General features: G+C 59.7%; 12 protein-coding genes. 7 read left to right on the top strand and 5 right to left on the bottom strand.

Annotation, left to right across the window (positions count from 1 at the left end; translation table 11 throughout):
• Positions 1 to 7 precede the first annotated feature (7 nt).
• A complete protein-coding gene (locus AC4ANE_RS19850) occupies positions 8 to 793 on the top strand; it encodes an iron-containing redox enzyme family protein (RefSeq protein WP_002554574.1) in 786 nt (261 codons plus the stop codon).
• Positions 794 to 822: 29 nt separating this feature from the next.
• Here AC4ANE_RS19850 and AC4ANE_RS19845 read toward each other — a convergent pair whose 3' ends face one another.
• The 5 genes from AC4ANE_RS19845 to AC4ANE_RS19825 all read right to left on the bottom strand — a co-directional run bounded on the left by AC4ANE_RS19845 (position 823) and on the right by AC4ANE_RS19825 (position 5,507).
• Entirely contained in the window at positions 823 to 1,749 is a 927-nt protein-coding gene (locus AC4ANE_RS19845; protein WP_002554573.1) for a GGDEF domain-containing protein, read from the bottom strand.
• Positions 1,750 to 1,963: 214 nt separating this feature from the next.
• A complete protein-coding gene (locus AC4ANE_RS19840; RefSeq protein ID WP_002554572.1) occupies positions 1,964 to 2,704 on the bottom strand; it encodes a YciK family oxidoreductase in 741 nt (246 codons plus the stop codon).
• Between the two features lie 12 nt (positions 2,705 to 2,716).
• Positions 2,717 to 3,388, bottom strand: a complete 672-nt coding sequence (gene mupP, locus AC4ANE_RS19835) for an N-acetylmuramic acid 6-phosphate phosphatase MupP (RefSeq protein WP_002554571.1) — start codon at positions 3,386 to 3,388, stop codon at positions 2,717 to 2,719.
• Between the two features lie 3 nt (positions 3,389 to 3,391).
• Complete coding sequence (gene ubiG, locus AC4ANE_RS19830) at positions 3,392 to 4,090, bottom strand: bifunctional 2-polyprenyl-6-hydroxyphenol methylase/3-demethylubiquinol 3-O-methyltransferase UbiG (protein ID WP_002554570.1); 699 nt, start codon at positions 4,088 to 4,090, stop codon at positions 3,392 to 3,394.
• Positions 4,091 to 4,175: 85 nt separating this feature from the next.
• On the bottom strand, positions 4,176 to 5,507 hold the full coding sequence (locus tag AC4ANE_RS19825; RefSeq protein WP_002554569.1) for a TRZ/ATZ family hydrolase: 1,332 nt from the start codon (positions 5,505 to 5,507) through the stop codon (positions 4,176 to 4,178).
• 120 nt (positions 5,508 to 5,627) lie between these two features.
• Here AC4ANE_RS19825 and mtnA point away from each other — a divergent pair, with 120 nt between their 5' ends.
• The 6 genes from mtnA to cmk all read left to right on the top strand — a co-directional run bounded on the left by mtnA (position 5,628) and on the right by cmk (position 14,527).
• On the top strand, positions 5,628 to 6,704 hold the full coding sequence (mtnA, locus tag AC4ANE_RS19820; protein WP_002554568.1) for an S-methyl-5-thioribose-1-phosphate isomerase: 1,077 nt from the start codon (positions 5,628 to 5,630) through the stop codon (positions 6,702 to 6,704).
• 304 nt (positions 6,705 to 7,008) lie between these two features.
• Positions 7,009 to 9,795, top strand: coding sequence for a DNA gyrase subunit A (gene gyrA / locus AC4ANE_RS19815; protein WP_002554567.1), 2,787 nt, complete (start codon positions 7,009 to 7,011; stop codon positions 9,793 to 9,795).
• Positions 9,796 to 9,999: 204 nt separating this feature from the next.
• Positions 10,000 to 11,085, top strand: a complete 1,086-nt coding sequence (gene serC / locus AC4ANE_RS19810) for a 3-phosphoserine/phosphohydroxythreonine transaminase (RefSeq protein WP_002554566.1) — start codon at positions 10,000 to 10,002, stop codon at positions 11,083 to 11,085.
• Positions 11,085 to 12,179, top strand: coding sequence for a prephenate dehydratase (gene pheA / locus AC4ANE_RS19805; RefSeq protein ID WP_002554565.1), 1,095 nt, complete (start codon positions 11,085 to 11,087; stop codon positions 12,177 to 12,179). Before serC ends, pheA begins: the two co-directional genes overlap by 1 nt.
• A gap of 57 nt (positions 12,180 to 12,236) precedes the next feature.
• On the top strand, positions 12,237 to 13,841 hold the full coding sequence (locus tag AC4ANE_RS19800; protein ID WP_002554564.1) for a prephenate dehydrogenase/arogenate dehydrogenase family protein: 1,605 nt from the start codon (positions 12,237 to 12,239) through the stop codon (positions 13,839 to 13,841).
• Positions 13,838 to 14,527 (top strand): (d)CMP kinase, encoded by a 690-nt coding sequence (gene cmk / locus AC4ANE_RS19795; RefSeq protein WP_002554563.1) that lies wholly within the window; start codon positions 13,838 to 13,840, stop codon positions 14,525 to 14,527. Before AC4ANE_RS19800 ends, cmk begins: the two co-directional genes overlap by 4 nt.
• Positions 14,528 to 14,546 lie beyond the last annotated feature (19 nt).

Below are 14,546 nucleotides of genomic sequence, written 5' to 3'. Positions count from 1 at the left end.
ATACCCATTGATCGACACTTTCGAGAGAACCGGTCCGCTCATGGAAGCCAGCAGTTATCCGGCCTGGGCGCAGCAGTTGATCAAGGATTGCAGCGCTGCAAAGGCACGGGTGGTCGAGCACGAGTTGTACCAGCAGATGCGCGACGCGAAGCTGAGTCCGCAGATCATGCGCCATTACCTGATTGGCGGTTGGCCGGTTGTCGAGCAGTTCGCGGTGTACATGGCCAAGAACCTCACCAAGACCCGCTTTGGTCGTCATCCTGGCGAAGACATGGCGCGCCGCTGGCTGATGCGCAATATTCGCGTCGAACTCAATCATGCTGACTACTGGGTGAACTGGTGTGCAGCGCACGATGTGACGCTTGAAGACCTCCACGATCAACGGGTTGCGCCTGAGCTGCACGCACTGAGCCACTGGTGCTGGCAGACCAGCTCTTCGGACTCACTGGCTGTTGCGATGGCGGCCACCAACTATGCCATTGAAGGAGCGACGGGCGAGTGGTCGGCAGTGGTCTGTTCCAATGGTGCGTACGCCGAAGCATTCCCTGAAGAAACCCGCAAGAAAGCCATGAAATGGCTCAAGATGCATGCACAGTACGACGACGCGCACCCTTGGGAGGCGCTCGAGATCATTTGCACGTTGGTGGGTAATAAACCGAGCCTGCAGCTGCAAGCTGAGCTGCGTCAGGCCGTTATCAAGAGTTACGATTACATGCATTTGTTCCTGGAGCGCTGCATGCAGCTGGACAAGGTCAAGCCTGCGCGTGGGCGTGTTGCCGCGCTGGAAGTTTAGAGGCTGGGCGAGAAAGGCAGGAAAGAGTGCTAGCTGGCCATGGCAAGACGGTTGCGACCTTCGCGTTTAGCAACATACAGGGCGTTGTCGGCCCTGCGCAGCAGGCTGTCGGCGGTTTCTGCCGGCAGCAGTGTTGAGCATCCCAGGCTGACGGTCATGGTCAGGGCTGGGTCAAGCTCGCGAAACTCGAGGTTCCGCACGGCCTGACGCAGGCGTTCGCCGATCAGTTCAGCCGAACTGGCTCCGGTGTTGGAAAGAATCACCACGAACTCTTCACCGCCATAGCGGAACACACGATCGATATTGCGCAGTTGCGCTTTCAGGCTTTGCGCAACGGTTTTCAGTACATCATCGCCAGTATGATGGCCGTACTCATCGTTCACTTTCTTGAAATGATCGATATCCAGCATCAGCAATGAAAGCGGTTGCTTGTGACGACGCGATATCTCTATCTCGCGAGCCAGGCCCTGATCCATTGCGATACGGTTACCGGTACTGGTCAAAGGGTCGCGCAACGCCGTCTGTGTCGCAATGCGATACAGCAGGGCGTTCAGCAGCGGGTACACCAGACAGACCAGCAGCGATTCAAGGTCGCTCAGCTGCCGGGTATCAAATGGCTTGGCGCCTTGAAACTCCAGCTCACCGATGCACTTGCCCTCGTGACGCAGGTGAAAGGTGGCGCTGTCGGATGACATCTCGCCCAGACGCAGATTCAGGTCGCTTTCGATATGTCGATAGGCCAGACCACTCAATGGCAGGAACCGTTGCACACCCTGAAAAAACAGGGTCAGTATCCGCTCGGCTTCCAGGCTGGTCTGCAATTGTCGCCCAAGCTGATAAACCAGCTCGGGCAGTGACGGGGGTGGAAGTATGGCGTCGGGTCGATTTCGAAAACCCAGGCGTTGCAGTTCAGCCGTATCGAAATCGATTGCATGGGTCTGGGTAGGAAAATTCATCTCTTCGCTCCTCAGCACATATTGCTGGCTTGGCTGGGTTAGAGGGGATGTCGTGCCATTCGGTTCATTTTTGCCCGGACTTATTAAAATCAGTGGTTTAGCTGACGCCATCTCTCTGACAGTGAGGGCGAGTCGGCAATTCCTTGACTTAAAATGCCGCTAAAAACGCCTGCCGTGACAGTTTTCCGTCACGGCAATGTCTGGTTATTTTTGCTCACTGAGCATTCAGCGCCTGCCCGTTTATGCCCTTACTGTCCGGTCCCATCAAGTACAGGTAGACCGGCATGATGTCTTCGGGCGCGGGATTGTTCTGCGGGTTTTCGTCAGGGTAGGCCTGCGCACGCATACCGGTGCGGGTAGCGCCCGGGTTGATGCTGTTGGCCCGCACACTGGTGACGCCTTCAAGCTCGTCGGCGAGAGTTTGCATCAGGCCTTCGGTAGCAAATTTCGATACCCCGTACGCGCCCCATTGCGCGCGGCCTTTGCGACCAACGCTGCTGGAAGTGAAGGCCACCGATGCATCAGTCGAGCGCCGAAGCAGTGGCAGCAATGCCTGGGTGAGCATGAAGGTGGCATTGACGTTGACGTGCATGACCTGCATGAAGTCTTCGCCTGGCAGGTGTTCCACTGAAGTGCGCGGTCCGATGATCGAGGCGTTGTGCAGCAGCCCGTCAAGACGGCCGACTTTGCGCTCGATCATGGTCGCCAGGTCGTGATACTGCGCGGGGTCGGTGCTTTCCAGGTTGAAGGGTATGACCAACGGCAGCAGATGACCTGCTGCCTGTATCTCGTCATGGACCTGAGCCAGGCTGGCTTCAGTTCTGCCCAGCAGCAGAACAGTCGCGCCATGCGCTGCGTAGGTTTTTGCGGCTGCAGCACCGATGCCGCGAGCGGCACCGGTGACCAGAATGATCCGGCCCTTGAGCAGTTCCGGGTGCGCGGAGTAGTCAAACATGTAAAACCTCGTTCAGCATCTGCACAGTGCGTTATCCAGCACCTTGCGCAGTTCCAGCGGATGATCGACCACCACGTCGGCACCCCAGTGGTCAGGATTGTCGTCGGGGTGGATGTAGCCGTAGCGCACGGCAGCAGTCTTGGTGCCTGCGTCGCGACCGGACTCAATGTCGCGCAGATCGTCGCCTACGAACAGGACGCTGGCCGGGTCGAGGTCGAGCATCTTGCAGGCCAGAATCATCGGCTCGGGGTGTGGCTTGCTGTGCGTGACGTGGTCCGGGCAGATCAGTACGGCGGAGCGTTCGGCCAGGCCGAGCTGTTCCATTATCGGCTGAGCGAAGCGCACCGGCTTGTTTGTCACCACGCCCCAGATCAGGCCGGCCTTCTCGATGTCGACCAGCAACTCGCCCATGCCATCGAACAGTCTGCTGTGGACGGCGCAGTCACGCTGATAGCGCTCCAGGAACTCGAGGCGCAATGCTTCGAATTGCGGCGCTTGCGGCGACATCGCGAAGGTCGCTGCCACCATGGCCCTGGCGCCACCTGAAACTTCATCGCGGATCAGTTTGTCCGGTACGGGGGGAAGGCCGCGGTCGGCCAGCATCGCCTGAGCAATGGCGATGAAGTCCGGTGCGGTGTCGAGCAGGGTGCCGTCCATGTCGAATAAAACCGCTCTCAAACGCATGTCTCACGCCTCCCGCAGAGTCTGGATCATGTAGTTGACGTCGACGTCGGAGGCCAGCTTGTAATGCTTGGTCAGCGGATTGTAGGTCAGACCGATGATGTCCTTGACCTGCAAGCCTGCATCGCGGCTCCAGGCACCCAGTTCGGAAGGGCGGATGAATTTTTTGAAGTCGTGGGTCCCGCGTGGCAGCAGGTTGAGGATGTATTCGGCACCGACCACGGCGAACAGATAAGCTTTCGGGTTGCGGTTGATGGTCGAGAAAAACACCTGACCGCCCGGCTTGACCATGCGATAGCAGGCGCGGATCACCGACGATGGGTCCGGTACGTGCTCAAGCATTTCCAGGCACGTCACCACATCGAACTGCTCGGGCATCTCTTCGGCCATGTCCTCGGCGGTGATCTGCCGATACTCGACGCTGACGCCTGATTCAAGCTGATGCAGTTGTGCGACGGCCAGCGGCGCTTCGCCCATGTCGATGCCGGTGACCGTTGCGCCGCGCAGGGCCATCGCCTCGCTGAGAATGCCGCCGCCGCAGCCGACGTCGAGCACCTTCTTGCCTGCCAGGCCGACACGCTCGTCGATCCAGTTGACGCGCAGCGGATTGATGTCATGCAGCGGCTTGAATTCGCTTTCGCGGTCCCACCAGCGATGGGCCAAGGCCTCGAATTTAGCGATTTCTGCGCGGTCGACGTTGCTCATGGGTGTCCCTCTTGAACTCAAAATTCTTTTTCATCAGTCAGGCTTATAGATAAGCCTGACTGGCATGTGTTCGGTCCGAATCGAATTATTCGGCTTTACCGGAAATACGCTGGCCCCACGCAATCGCGGTGTCGCGCAGTGCGGGTTCATCCATGCGAGTCAGCCGGCGAGCGTCGAGCAATTGCTTGCCGGCCACCCAGACATGGCTTACGCAATCGCGGCCAGTGGCATATATAAGCTGCGACACCGGGTCGTAGATCGGTTGCTGGGCCAGGCCCGACAGGTCGAAAGCGACCATGTCTGCCGCCTTGCCGATCTCCAGCGAGCCGGTCTCTGCCTGAATACCCAGGGCGCGAGCGCCATTCAGCGTCGCCATGCGCAGCGCACGGTGTGCATCCAGTGCTGTGGCCGAACCGGCAACAGCCTTGGCCAGCAAGGCGGCGGTGCGGGTTTCGCCGAGCAGGTCCAGGTCATTGTTGCTGGCGGCACCGTCGGTGCCCACCGCAACATTCACTCCGGCCTGCCACAGCCGTTCGACCGGGCAGAAACCGCTGGCCAGCTTGAGATTGGATTCTGGGCAATGAATCACGCTGGTATTGCTTTCCACCAGCAGGGCCAGATCGTCGTCGTTGATCTGTGTCATGTGCACGGCCTGGAAGCGCGGGCCGAGCATGCCCAGCCGATTCAAGCGGGCGAGAGGGCGCTCCTGGCGCTGTTCGACAGCCTGTTCGACTTCGAATGCGGTCTCATGGACATGCATCTGAATCATGGCGTCCAGTTCATCGGCGATAACCCGGACCTTCTCCAGATTCTCGTCGCCCACGGTGTAGGGCGCATGCGGGCCAAAGGCGATCTTGATGCGTGGATGATGGGCGAGGTCGTTGAATAGCTCGATACCGTTGTGCAGTGCTTCATCCGTTGTGTGAGCCCCCGGAATCGGGAAATCCAGTACCGGAACGGTGATCTGCGCGCGCATGCCGCTGGCGTGGACGCGCTCGGCAGCCACCTTGGGGTAGAAATACATGTCCGAGAAGCAGGTGATGCCGCCCTTGAGCTGCTCGGCGATGGCCAGGTCGGTGCCATCGCGAACGAAGTCTTCGTTGACCCATTTGCCTTCGGCGGGCCAGATATGGTCCTGCAGCCAGGTCATCAGTGGCAGGTCATCGGCCAGCCCGCGAAACAGTGTCATGGCTGCATGACCGTGGGCGTTGATCAGGCCTGGGCTGAGCAGCATGCCGGGAAGCTCCTGCACCTGCACTGCGTTTTGCCTCAATGCCTCGGTCCGCGGCCCTATATAGACGATACAGCCGTCGCGCACGCCGATACCGTGGTCCTTGAGCACCACGCCTGCGGGCTCGACCGGCACCAGCCAGGCGGGCAGGAGCAAAAGGTCGAGCGGTGCTGTAGCGTTCGGCATGAGAAGGTTTCCATCGTTTATTACGTTGATGGCGAAGTATACCCGAGCGTCTTCGCAGGCGGCTCGCTATAATCAGCGGCTTTTGATGCTGGGTTTCGGATGTTCAAGATGGAGTTGGCGATGCGCGATCGACTGTTGGCTGCAGAGAAAGTTAAGGCCATCGATTGGCGAGACGACGCTCTGTACCTGCTGGACCAGCGGGTACTGCCGTTCGAGGAAGTCTGGCACCGCTATACCACCGCCGAGGGAGTCGCCGAGGCGATTCGCACGATGGTCGTGCGCGGGGCACCGGCCATCGGTATCAGTGCCGCCTACGGTGCGGTGCTGGGCGCACGTGCGCGCATTGCCCAAGGCGAAGACTGGTATCCGGCGCTGGAAGAAGACATGCAGTTGCTGGCCGACTCACGCCCGACCGCCGTGAACCTGTTCTGGGCGCTGAACCGGATGCGTGATCGTCTGATGCGTGTGAAGGACGGTGACGATCCGCTCGTGGCCCTTGAGGCAGAAGCCGTGGCGATTCACTTGAGTGATCGCGAGGCCAATCTGACCATGGCGCAACTGGGCGCCGACCTGATCCGCAGGCATCAAGGCAACTTGCAGACGGTGCTCACCCACTGCAATACCGGAGCGCTGGCCACCGGTGGGTTCGGGACTGCGCTGGGCGTGATCCGCGCAGCGCATCTGGAAGGCATGATCGAGCGGGTCTATGCCGATGAAACCCGGCCCTGGCTGCAGGGGTCGCGGCTTACCGCCTGGGAGCTGGCCAATGAAGGCATCCCGGTCACCCTGAATGCAGACTCCGCCGCTGCGCACCTGATGCGTACCAAGGGCATTACCTGGGTCATCGTCGGGGCTGATCGCATCACCGCCAATGGCGATGTTGCGAACAAGATCGGCACCTATCAGCTTGCCGTAGCCGCGATGCACCACGGGGTGCGCTTCATGGTGGTGGCACCGAGTTCGACCATCGATATGGAGATGGCCAGCGGCGACGACATCATCATTGAAGAGCGCGACGGCCGTGAGCTGCTTGAAGTGGGCGGTCAGCGGGTCGGTGCACAGGTCGAGGCCTTCAATCCGGTGTTCGATGTGACACCGGCAGACCTGATCGATGCGATTGTGACCGAGAAGGGCATTGTCGAGCGTCCCGATACAGCCCGGATGGCGCAATTGATGAGCCGTAAACACCTTCACTGATGCGGTCGGGCTCGAGCCGTTGCCGCTGTGCAATGCGGCTGGGCGGGCCTGTAAGCGTTTCTCAGGCGTCTTGCACGCCGGTGGCTCGTTTTCAGCGCCTGCAAAGGATGTGAGCGCCTCGGCGATTGTGGTAATATCCGGAGGTTATCGGGGACACTGATTGTAGTCGCCCACGCTGCGTAGATTCATGGCATAACTCGTTGATTTGTCGTAAGTCGCTGCCCTGCACATGCTGGCAGCGGCGAGCTTCGTATACCCCGAATGGGTTTGCGAGGTTTCACCAGAAAAAGGAATCAGGCTTCTCATGGGCGAACTGGCCAAAGAAATCCTCCCGGTCAATATCGAAGACGAGCTGAAGCAGTCCTACCTCGACTACGCGATGAGCGTAATCGTCGGTCGAGCACTGCCCGATGCGCGCGACGGCTTGAAGCCCGTGCACCGGCGCGTGTTGTTCGCAATGAGCGAGCTGGGTAACGACTGGAACAAGCCGTACAAGAAATCCGCCCGTGTGGTTGGTGACGTGATCGGTAAGTATCACCCGCACGGCGATACGGCCGTGTACGACACCATCGTTCGTATGGCTCAGCCATTCTCGCTGCGCTACCTGCTGGTAGACGGTCAGGGCAACTTCGGTTCGGTCGATGGCGACAACGCTGCGGCCATGCGATACACCGAAGTGCGCATGACCAAGCTGGCGCACGAGCTGCTGGCCGACCTGCACAAGGAAACCGTGGACTGGGTGCCGAACTACGACGGCACCGAAATGATCCCCGCGGTCATGCCGACCCGTATTCCCAACCTGCTGGTCAACGGTTCCAGCGGTATCGCCGTGGGCATGGCGACCAACATTCCGCCGCACAACCTCGGTGAAGTCATCGATGGTTGCCTGGCACTGATCGACAACCCAGAGTTGACGGTCGACGAACTGATGCAGTACATCCCCGGCCCGGATTTCCCGACAGCGGCGATCATCAACGGCCGTGCGGGTATCATCGAAGCCTATCGCACGGGTCGTGGACGCATTTACATGCGTGCCCGCTCCATCGTCGAAGACATCGACAAGGTCGGCGGACGTCAGCAGATCGTCATCACCGAGCTGCCTTACCAGCTGAACAAGGCACGTCTGATCGAGAAGATCGCCGAGCTGGTCAAGGAAAAGAAACTCGAAGGCATTACCGAGCTGCGCGACGAGTCCGACAAGGACGGTATGCGCGTGGTCATCGAGCTGCGTCGTGGCGAAGTGCCAGAGGTTGTTCTCAACAACCTTTATGCCCAAACCCAGCTGCAAAGCGTTTTCGGTATCAACATCGTTGCCCTGATTGACGGCCGTCCACGCATCCTGAACCTCAAGGACCTGCTGGAAGCCTTTGTTCGTCACCGTCGCGAAGTGGTTACCCGCCGTACCGTATTCGAGCTGCGCAAGGCGCGTGAGCGTGGCCATATCCTTGAAGGTCAGGCTGTTGCGTTGTCCAACATCGACCCGGTCATCGCCCTCATCAAGGCCTCTCCGACACCTGCAGAAGCCAAGGAAGCGTTGATCAAGACGCCTTGGGAATCAAGCGCAGTGGTCGAAATGGTCGAGCGTGCAGGTGCCGATTCGTGCCGCCCTGAGAACCTGGACCCGCAATACGGTCTGCGTGAAGGCAAGTATTTCCTGTCACCGGAACAGGCTCAGGCCATTCTGGAACTGCGTCTGCATCGCCTGACCGGTCTGGAACACGAGAAGCTGCTGGGCGAGTACCAGGAAATCCTTAACCAGATCGGCGAGCTGATCCGCATCCTCAACAGCGCAACGCGCCTGATGGAAGTGATCCGCGAAGAGCTGGAAGTGATCCGCTCCGAGTACGGCGATGCCCGTCGTACCGAGATTCTCGATGCACGTCTGGACCTGACCCTGGGTGACCTGATCACCGAAGAAGAGCGTGTGGTCACCATCTCCCATGGCGGCTATGCCAAGACCCAGCCATTGGCGGTCTATCAGGCTCAGCGTCGTGGCGGCAAGGGCAAGTCGGCCACCGGCATCAAGGATGAGGATTACATTGCTCACCTGCTGGTCGCCAACAGCCACACCACGCTGCTGATGTTCTCCAGCAAGGGCAAGGTGTACTGGCTCAAGACCTATGAGATCCCGGAAGCGTCCCGCGCTGCCCGTGGTCGTCCGTTGGTCAACCTGTTGCCGCTGAGCGACGGCGAATACATCACCACCATGCTGCCGGTTGACCTCGAAGCCATGCGCAAGCGTGCCGACGAAGAAGGCGAAGCCCTTGAGGGCGAGCTGGACGACGCGGAAAACAGCAGCGAGACCGAAGAAGAGCGCAAGGTCCGTATCAAGGCCGCCGACAAGAAGAAGGCTCCGTTCATCTTCATGTCCACCGCCAACGGTACCGTCAAGAAGACCCCGCTGGTTGCATTCAGCCGTCAACGCAGCTCGGGCCTCATTGCCCTTGAGCTGGACGAGGGCGACATCCTGATCTCCGCTGCCATTACCGATGGCGAACAGGAAATCATGCTGTTCTCCGATGGCGGCAAAGTGACCCGCTTCAAGGAATCCGATGTGCGCGCCATGGGGCGTACCGCTCGTGGCGTGCGTGGCATGCGTCTGCCAGAAGGGCAAAAGCTCATTTCGATGCTGATCCCGGAAGAAGGCAGCCAGATCCTCACCGCTTCCGAGCGCGGCTACGGCAAGCGTACGGCCATTTCCGAGTTCCCCGAGTACAAGCGTGGTGGTCAGGGTGTCATCGCCATGGTCAGCAATGAGCGTAACGGCCGTCTGGTTGGCGCAGTTCAGGTGCTTGATGGCGAAGAAATCATGCTGATTTCCGATCAGGGCACGCTGGTGCGTACCCGGGTGGGCGAAGTGTCCAGTCTGGGCCGTAACACTCAGGGCGTGACCCTGATCAAGCTGGCCAGCGACGAGAAACTGGTCGGTCTGGAGCGTGTTCAGGAGCCGTCGGAAGTCGAAGGCGAAGAGCTTGAAGGTGAAGAGGTTATTGACGGCGTGATCGTCGATGCCGCTGAAGTGGAAGTGGACGATGCCGGTGAAGACCTGCAAGCGGACGCTGCGCCAGATGAAGACGAACCGCAGAACTAAGCTGTAACGTAAATCAGGTAAGGGCTGGCTCGTCTGTGAGTGCATGTGCATTCCAGGCAAGTCCAGCCCTTGCGGCATTCGGCCAGCCCTGCAGCCGGATCAGAATTTCAGCAAGGAGCTGCCAGTCGCTGCGGCGTCTGTCTGCTCGTGGCAAGCAACCAGAAACAAGCGCGTACAGACCCAACGTATTTGACGAGAGTGGATATGAGCAAGCGAGCCTTTAACTTCTGCGCAGGTCCTGCTGCGCTTCCTGAAGCTGTTCTGCTGCGTGCCCAGGCGGAACTCCTCGACTGGCACGGCAAAGGCCTTTCCGTCATGGAAATGAGCCACCGCAGTGACGAGTTCGTCTCCATTGCCACCAAGGCCGAGCAGGATCTGCGCGATCTGCTGTCCATCCCCTCCAATTACAAAGTGCTGTTCCTGCAAGGCGGCGCGAGCCAGCAGTTCGCGCAGATTGCGCTGAACCTGCTGCCGGAAAACGGCAAGGCCGACTACATCGATACCGGCATCTGGTCGCAGAAGGCTATCGACGAGGCATCGCGCTACGGCACGGTCAACGTCGCCGCCAGCGCCAAGCCTTACGACTACTTTGCCATTCCCGGTCAGAACGAGTGGAAGCTGTCCAAGGATGCTGCCTACGTTCACTACGCGCCAAACGAAACCATTGGTGGTCTGGAATTCAACTGGATTCCCGAAACCGGCGACGTGCCGCTGGTTGCCGACATGTCTTCGGACATCCTCTCGCGCCCGGTGGACATCTCGCGTTTCGGCATGATCTACGCTGGCGCCCAGAAGAACATCGGCCCCAGCGGCATCGTGGTGGTGATCATTCGTGAAGACCTGCTGGGCCGCGCACGTTCGCTGTGCCCGACCATGCTCGACTACAAAGTCGCTGCCGACAATGGCTCGATGTACAACACGCCGCCGACCCTGGCCTGGTACCTGTCGGGGCTGGTCTTCGAATGGCTCAAAGAGCAGGGCGGTGTAGAGGCAATCGGCAAGCGCAACGAAATCAAACAGCGCACGCTGTATGACTTTATCGACGCCAGCGAGCTGTACAGCAACCCGATCAACAAGCCCGATCGTTCGTGGATGAACGTGCCGTTCCGTCTGGCTGACGATCGTCTCGACAAGCCGTTCCTGGCCGGTGCCGATGCAAACGGTCTGCTCAACCTCAAGGGCCATCGCTCGGTGGGCGGCATGCGTGCATCCATCTACAACGCAATCGATATCAACGCTATCAACGCGTTGGTGGCCTACATGAAAGACTTCGAGAAGGAGCACGGCTGATGTCCGAGCAAGAACTCAAGGCGCTTCGCGTCCGTATCGACAGCCTCGATGAGAAAGTTCTGGAGCTGATCAGCGAGCGTGCCCGCTGTGCCCAGGAAGTGGCCAGGGTCAAGATGTCCTCGCTGGCCGAAGGTGAAGTGCCTGTGTTCTATCGCCCGGAGCGCGAAGCTGCAGTGCTTCGGCGAGTCATGGAACGCAATCGTGGTCCGTTGAGCAACGAAGAGATGGCGCGGCTGTTCCGCGAAATCATGTCTTCCTGCCTCGCGCTTGAACAGCCGCTCAAGGTCGCCTATCTCGGCCCTGAGGGTACGTTTACCCAGGCCGCCGCGATGAAGCATTTCGGGCATGCAGTCATCAGTCTGCCGATGGCTGCGATTGACGAAGTGTTTCGTGAAGTGGTTGCCGGTGCCGTGAATTTTGGCGTGGTCCCGGTGGAAAACTCCACCGAAGGCGCGGTCAACCACACGCTCGACAGCTTTCTTGAACACGACATGGTCATCTGTGGCGAAGTCGAGCTGCGTATCCACCACCATTTGCTGGTGGGCGAAAGCACCAAGACGCAAAGCATCACGCGCATCTATTCCCACGCTCAGTCGCTGGCCCAGTGCCGCAAATGGCTCGATGCTCATTACCCGAATGTCGAACGTGTGGCCGTTGCCAGCAACGCCGAAGCCGCCAAGCGGGTCAAGGGCGAGTGGAATTCGGCGGCTATCGCTGGCGATATGGCGGCAGGCCTGTATGGTCTGACGCGTCTTGCGGAAAAGATCGAAGATCGCCCGGACAACTCCACGCGCTTCCTCATCATCGGCAACCAGGAAGTCCCGCCGACCGGCGATGACAAGACCTCGATCATTGTGTCGATGAGCAATAAGCCGGGTGCGCTGCACGAGCTGCTGGTGCCGTTTCACGAGAGCGGTCTGGACCTGACACGCATCGAAACCCGCCCGTCGCGCAGTGGCAAGTGGACTTACGTGTTTTTCATCGACTTTGTCGGCCATCACCAGGACCCGCTGGTCAAGGCCGTGCTGGAAAAAATCAGCAGTGAAGCCGTTGCCTTGAAGGTGCTGGGTTCCTACCCGAAAGCGGTTCTTTGAGGGCGTTGTGCATGATCCGTTTGTTTGTTGTCTTGTCGGGCTGTCAGGTGTGTTCGCGTGGTTGATGTAATTTCTGAACAACCGGCCCGGCCGTTGATCGGTCGTCTGGTGGTCGTGGGGCTTGGGCTGATCGGCGGCTCCTTTGCCAAGGGCGTGCGCGAAAGCGGCCTGTGTCGCGAAGTCGTCGGCGTCGATCTTGATCCGCAGTCGCGAAAGCTGGCTGTCGAACTGGGGGTAGTGGATCGCTGTGAGGCCGATCTTGCCGTGGCCTGTCATGGTGCCGACGTGATTCAGTTGGCGGTGCCGATTCTGGCTATGGAAAAGCTCCTCGCGCTGCTTGCGCCGCTGGATCTGGGTAACGCAATTCTCACCGATGTCGGCAGTGCCAAAGGCAACGTGGTCAGCGCTGCGCGCCAGGCATTCGGCCATATGCCGACACGTTTTGTGCCCGGGCATCCGATTGCCGGGTCCGAGCAGAGCGGCGTTGAAGCATCCAACGCGGCGCTGTTCAGGCGTCATAAAGTCATTCTGACCCCGCTGGCTGAGACCGATCCTCAAGCGGTGGCGATTGTCGACCGGTTGTGGTCTGTCTTGGGCGCCGATGTCGAGCACATGCAGGTCGAGCGTCACGATGAGGTGTTGGCTGCAACCAGCCATCTGCCGCATTTGCTGGCATTCGGTCTGGTCGACTCACTGGCCAAGCGTAATGAAAACCTGGACATATTCAGGTATGCCGCTGGCGGTTTCCGTGATTTCACGCGTATTGCAGGCAGCGATCCGACCATGTGGCACGACATCTTCATGGCCAATCGGCAAGCAGTACTGCGCACGCTGGACAGCTTTCGTACGGATCTCGATGCCTTGCGCGATGCGGTAGACGCTGGCGATGGCGCACAACTGAAGGATGTGTTCACCCGCGCTCGCGCAGCCAGGGAGCACTTCGGCAGAATTCTGGCCAGTCGTGCCCGGGTCGATACAGCGTCTGGCGACCATCGTGAGGTTCGCGGCGGGCCTGCGGATGGCGTGAGCCACCACATCAAAGGGCCGGTGGATGTCATGTCTGCGGTGCTGTTCATGGTGGCAACGTCGATCAGCGAAGGGTGCGACTTGCTGCTCGAGGACGTTCCGGTCAGTTCCCTTGGTGAGGGGGCGATCGATATCCTGCGCCTGATGGGCGGCGACATCGTGCTGCAAAATATCCGCAAACTGGCGAGCGGGACGCTCGCAGGCCTGCATGTCCGCTCCGCCCGGCTGAAAGGGGCTGATATTCCTGAAGCGCTGGTGCCATTGGCGATCAATACATTTCCGGTGCTGCTTGTTGCCGCAGCGTGTGCAGAAGGGCGTACCATTCTGCGCGGCGCACAGGCGCTGCAAGCCGACGAGTCAGAGTGCGTCAGGCTGATGGCCGATGGTCTGCTGGCTCTGGGTATCGAGGCCGAGCCTGTGCTGGATGGCATTATTATCGAAGGCGGTGTGCCAGGTGGCGGCGAGGTTGATGCTCGCAGCGATCAGCGTATCGTCATGGCGTTTCGCGTTGCATCGTTGAGGGCTTCGGCGCCCATCCGTATTCAAGCGTGCGCGGATGCCGCCGCATCGTTTCCCCATTTTCTGGCGCTGTGCGCTCAGGTTGGCATGCGTGTAGCGCAAGAGGACAAAAAGTGAAAATCAAAGCTCCCGTTATCACCATCGACGGACCCAGCGGTTCCGGAAAGGGCACTGTAGCCGGGTTGCTGGCCAGAAAACTCGGCTGGTGCCTGCTTGATTCCGGTGCGCTGTATCGTCTTCTGGCTTTTGCCGCGCGTAATCATGGCGTCGACCTGACCAATGAAGAGGCGCTCAAGCTTCTGGCCGCTCATTTGGATGTGCAGTTCGAAGCGACTGCGGCAGGGCAGGGGCAGCGCATCATTCTGGAAGGCGAGGATGTCACCCATGCCATTCGCAACGAGCAGGTAGGCAGCGGCGCGTCGCAGGTGGCTTCGCTGCCGGCGGTGCGCGACGCCTTGCTGTTGCGCCAGCGCGCTTTTCAGGAGGAGCCGGGCCTTGTTGCAGATGGTCGAGACATGGGCACCGTGGTGTTCCCGGATGCACCACTGAAGATATTCCTCACTGCCAGTGCCGAGGAGCGTGCGCGCAGGCGTTACTTGCAGTTGAAGGCCAAGGGCGATGATGTTAGTCTGTCGAGTCTGCTAGATGAGATATGTGCACGCGACGAGCGTGACACCCAGCGAGCGGTAGCCCCGCTGAAGCCGGCGCACGACGCCATACAGCTGGATTCCACTGAATTGTCCATCGAGCAGGTGCTGGAACGCATTCTGAGCGAAATCGCGCTTCGCGGTATCGCCGGATGACGAAGAAGCGTGTGGGAGA

This window comes from Pseudomonas sp. Pme6b (genome assembly GCF_058129925.1).
The sequence above is the reverse complement of the archived record's forward strand: the minus strand, read 5'-3'. Positions and strand labels throughout refer to the sequence as shown.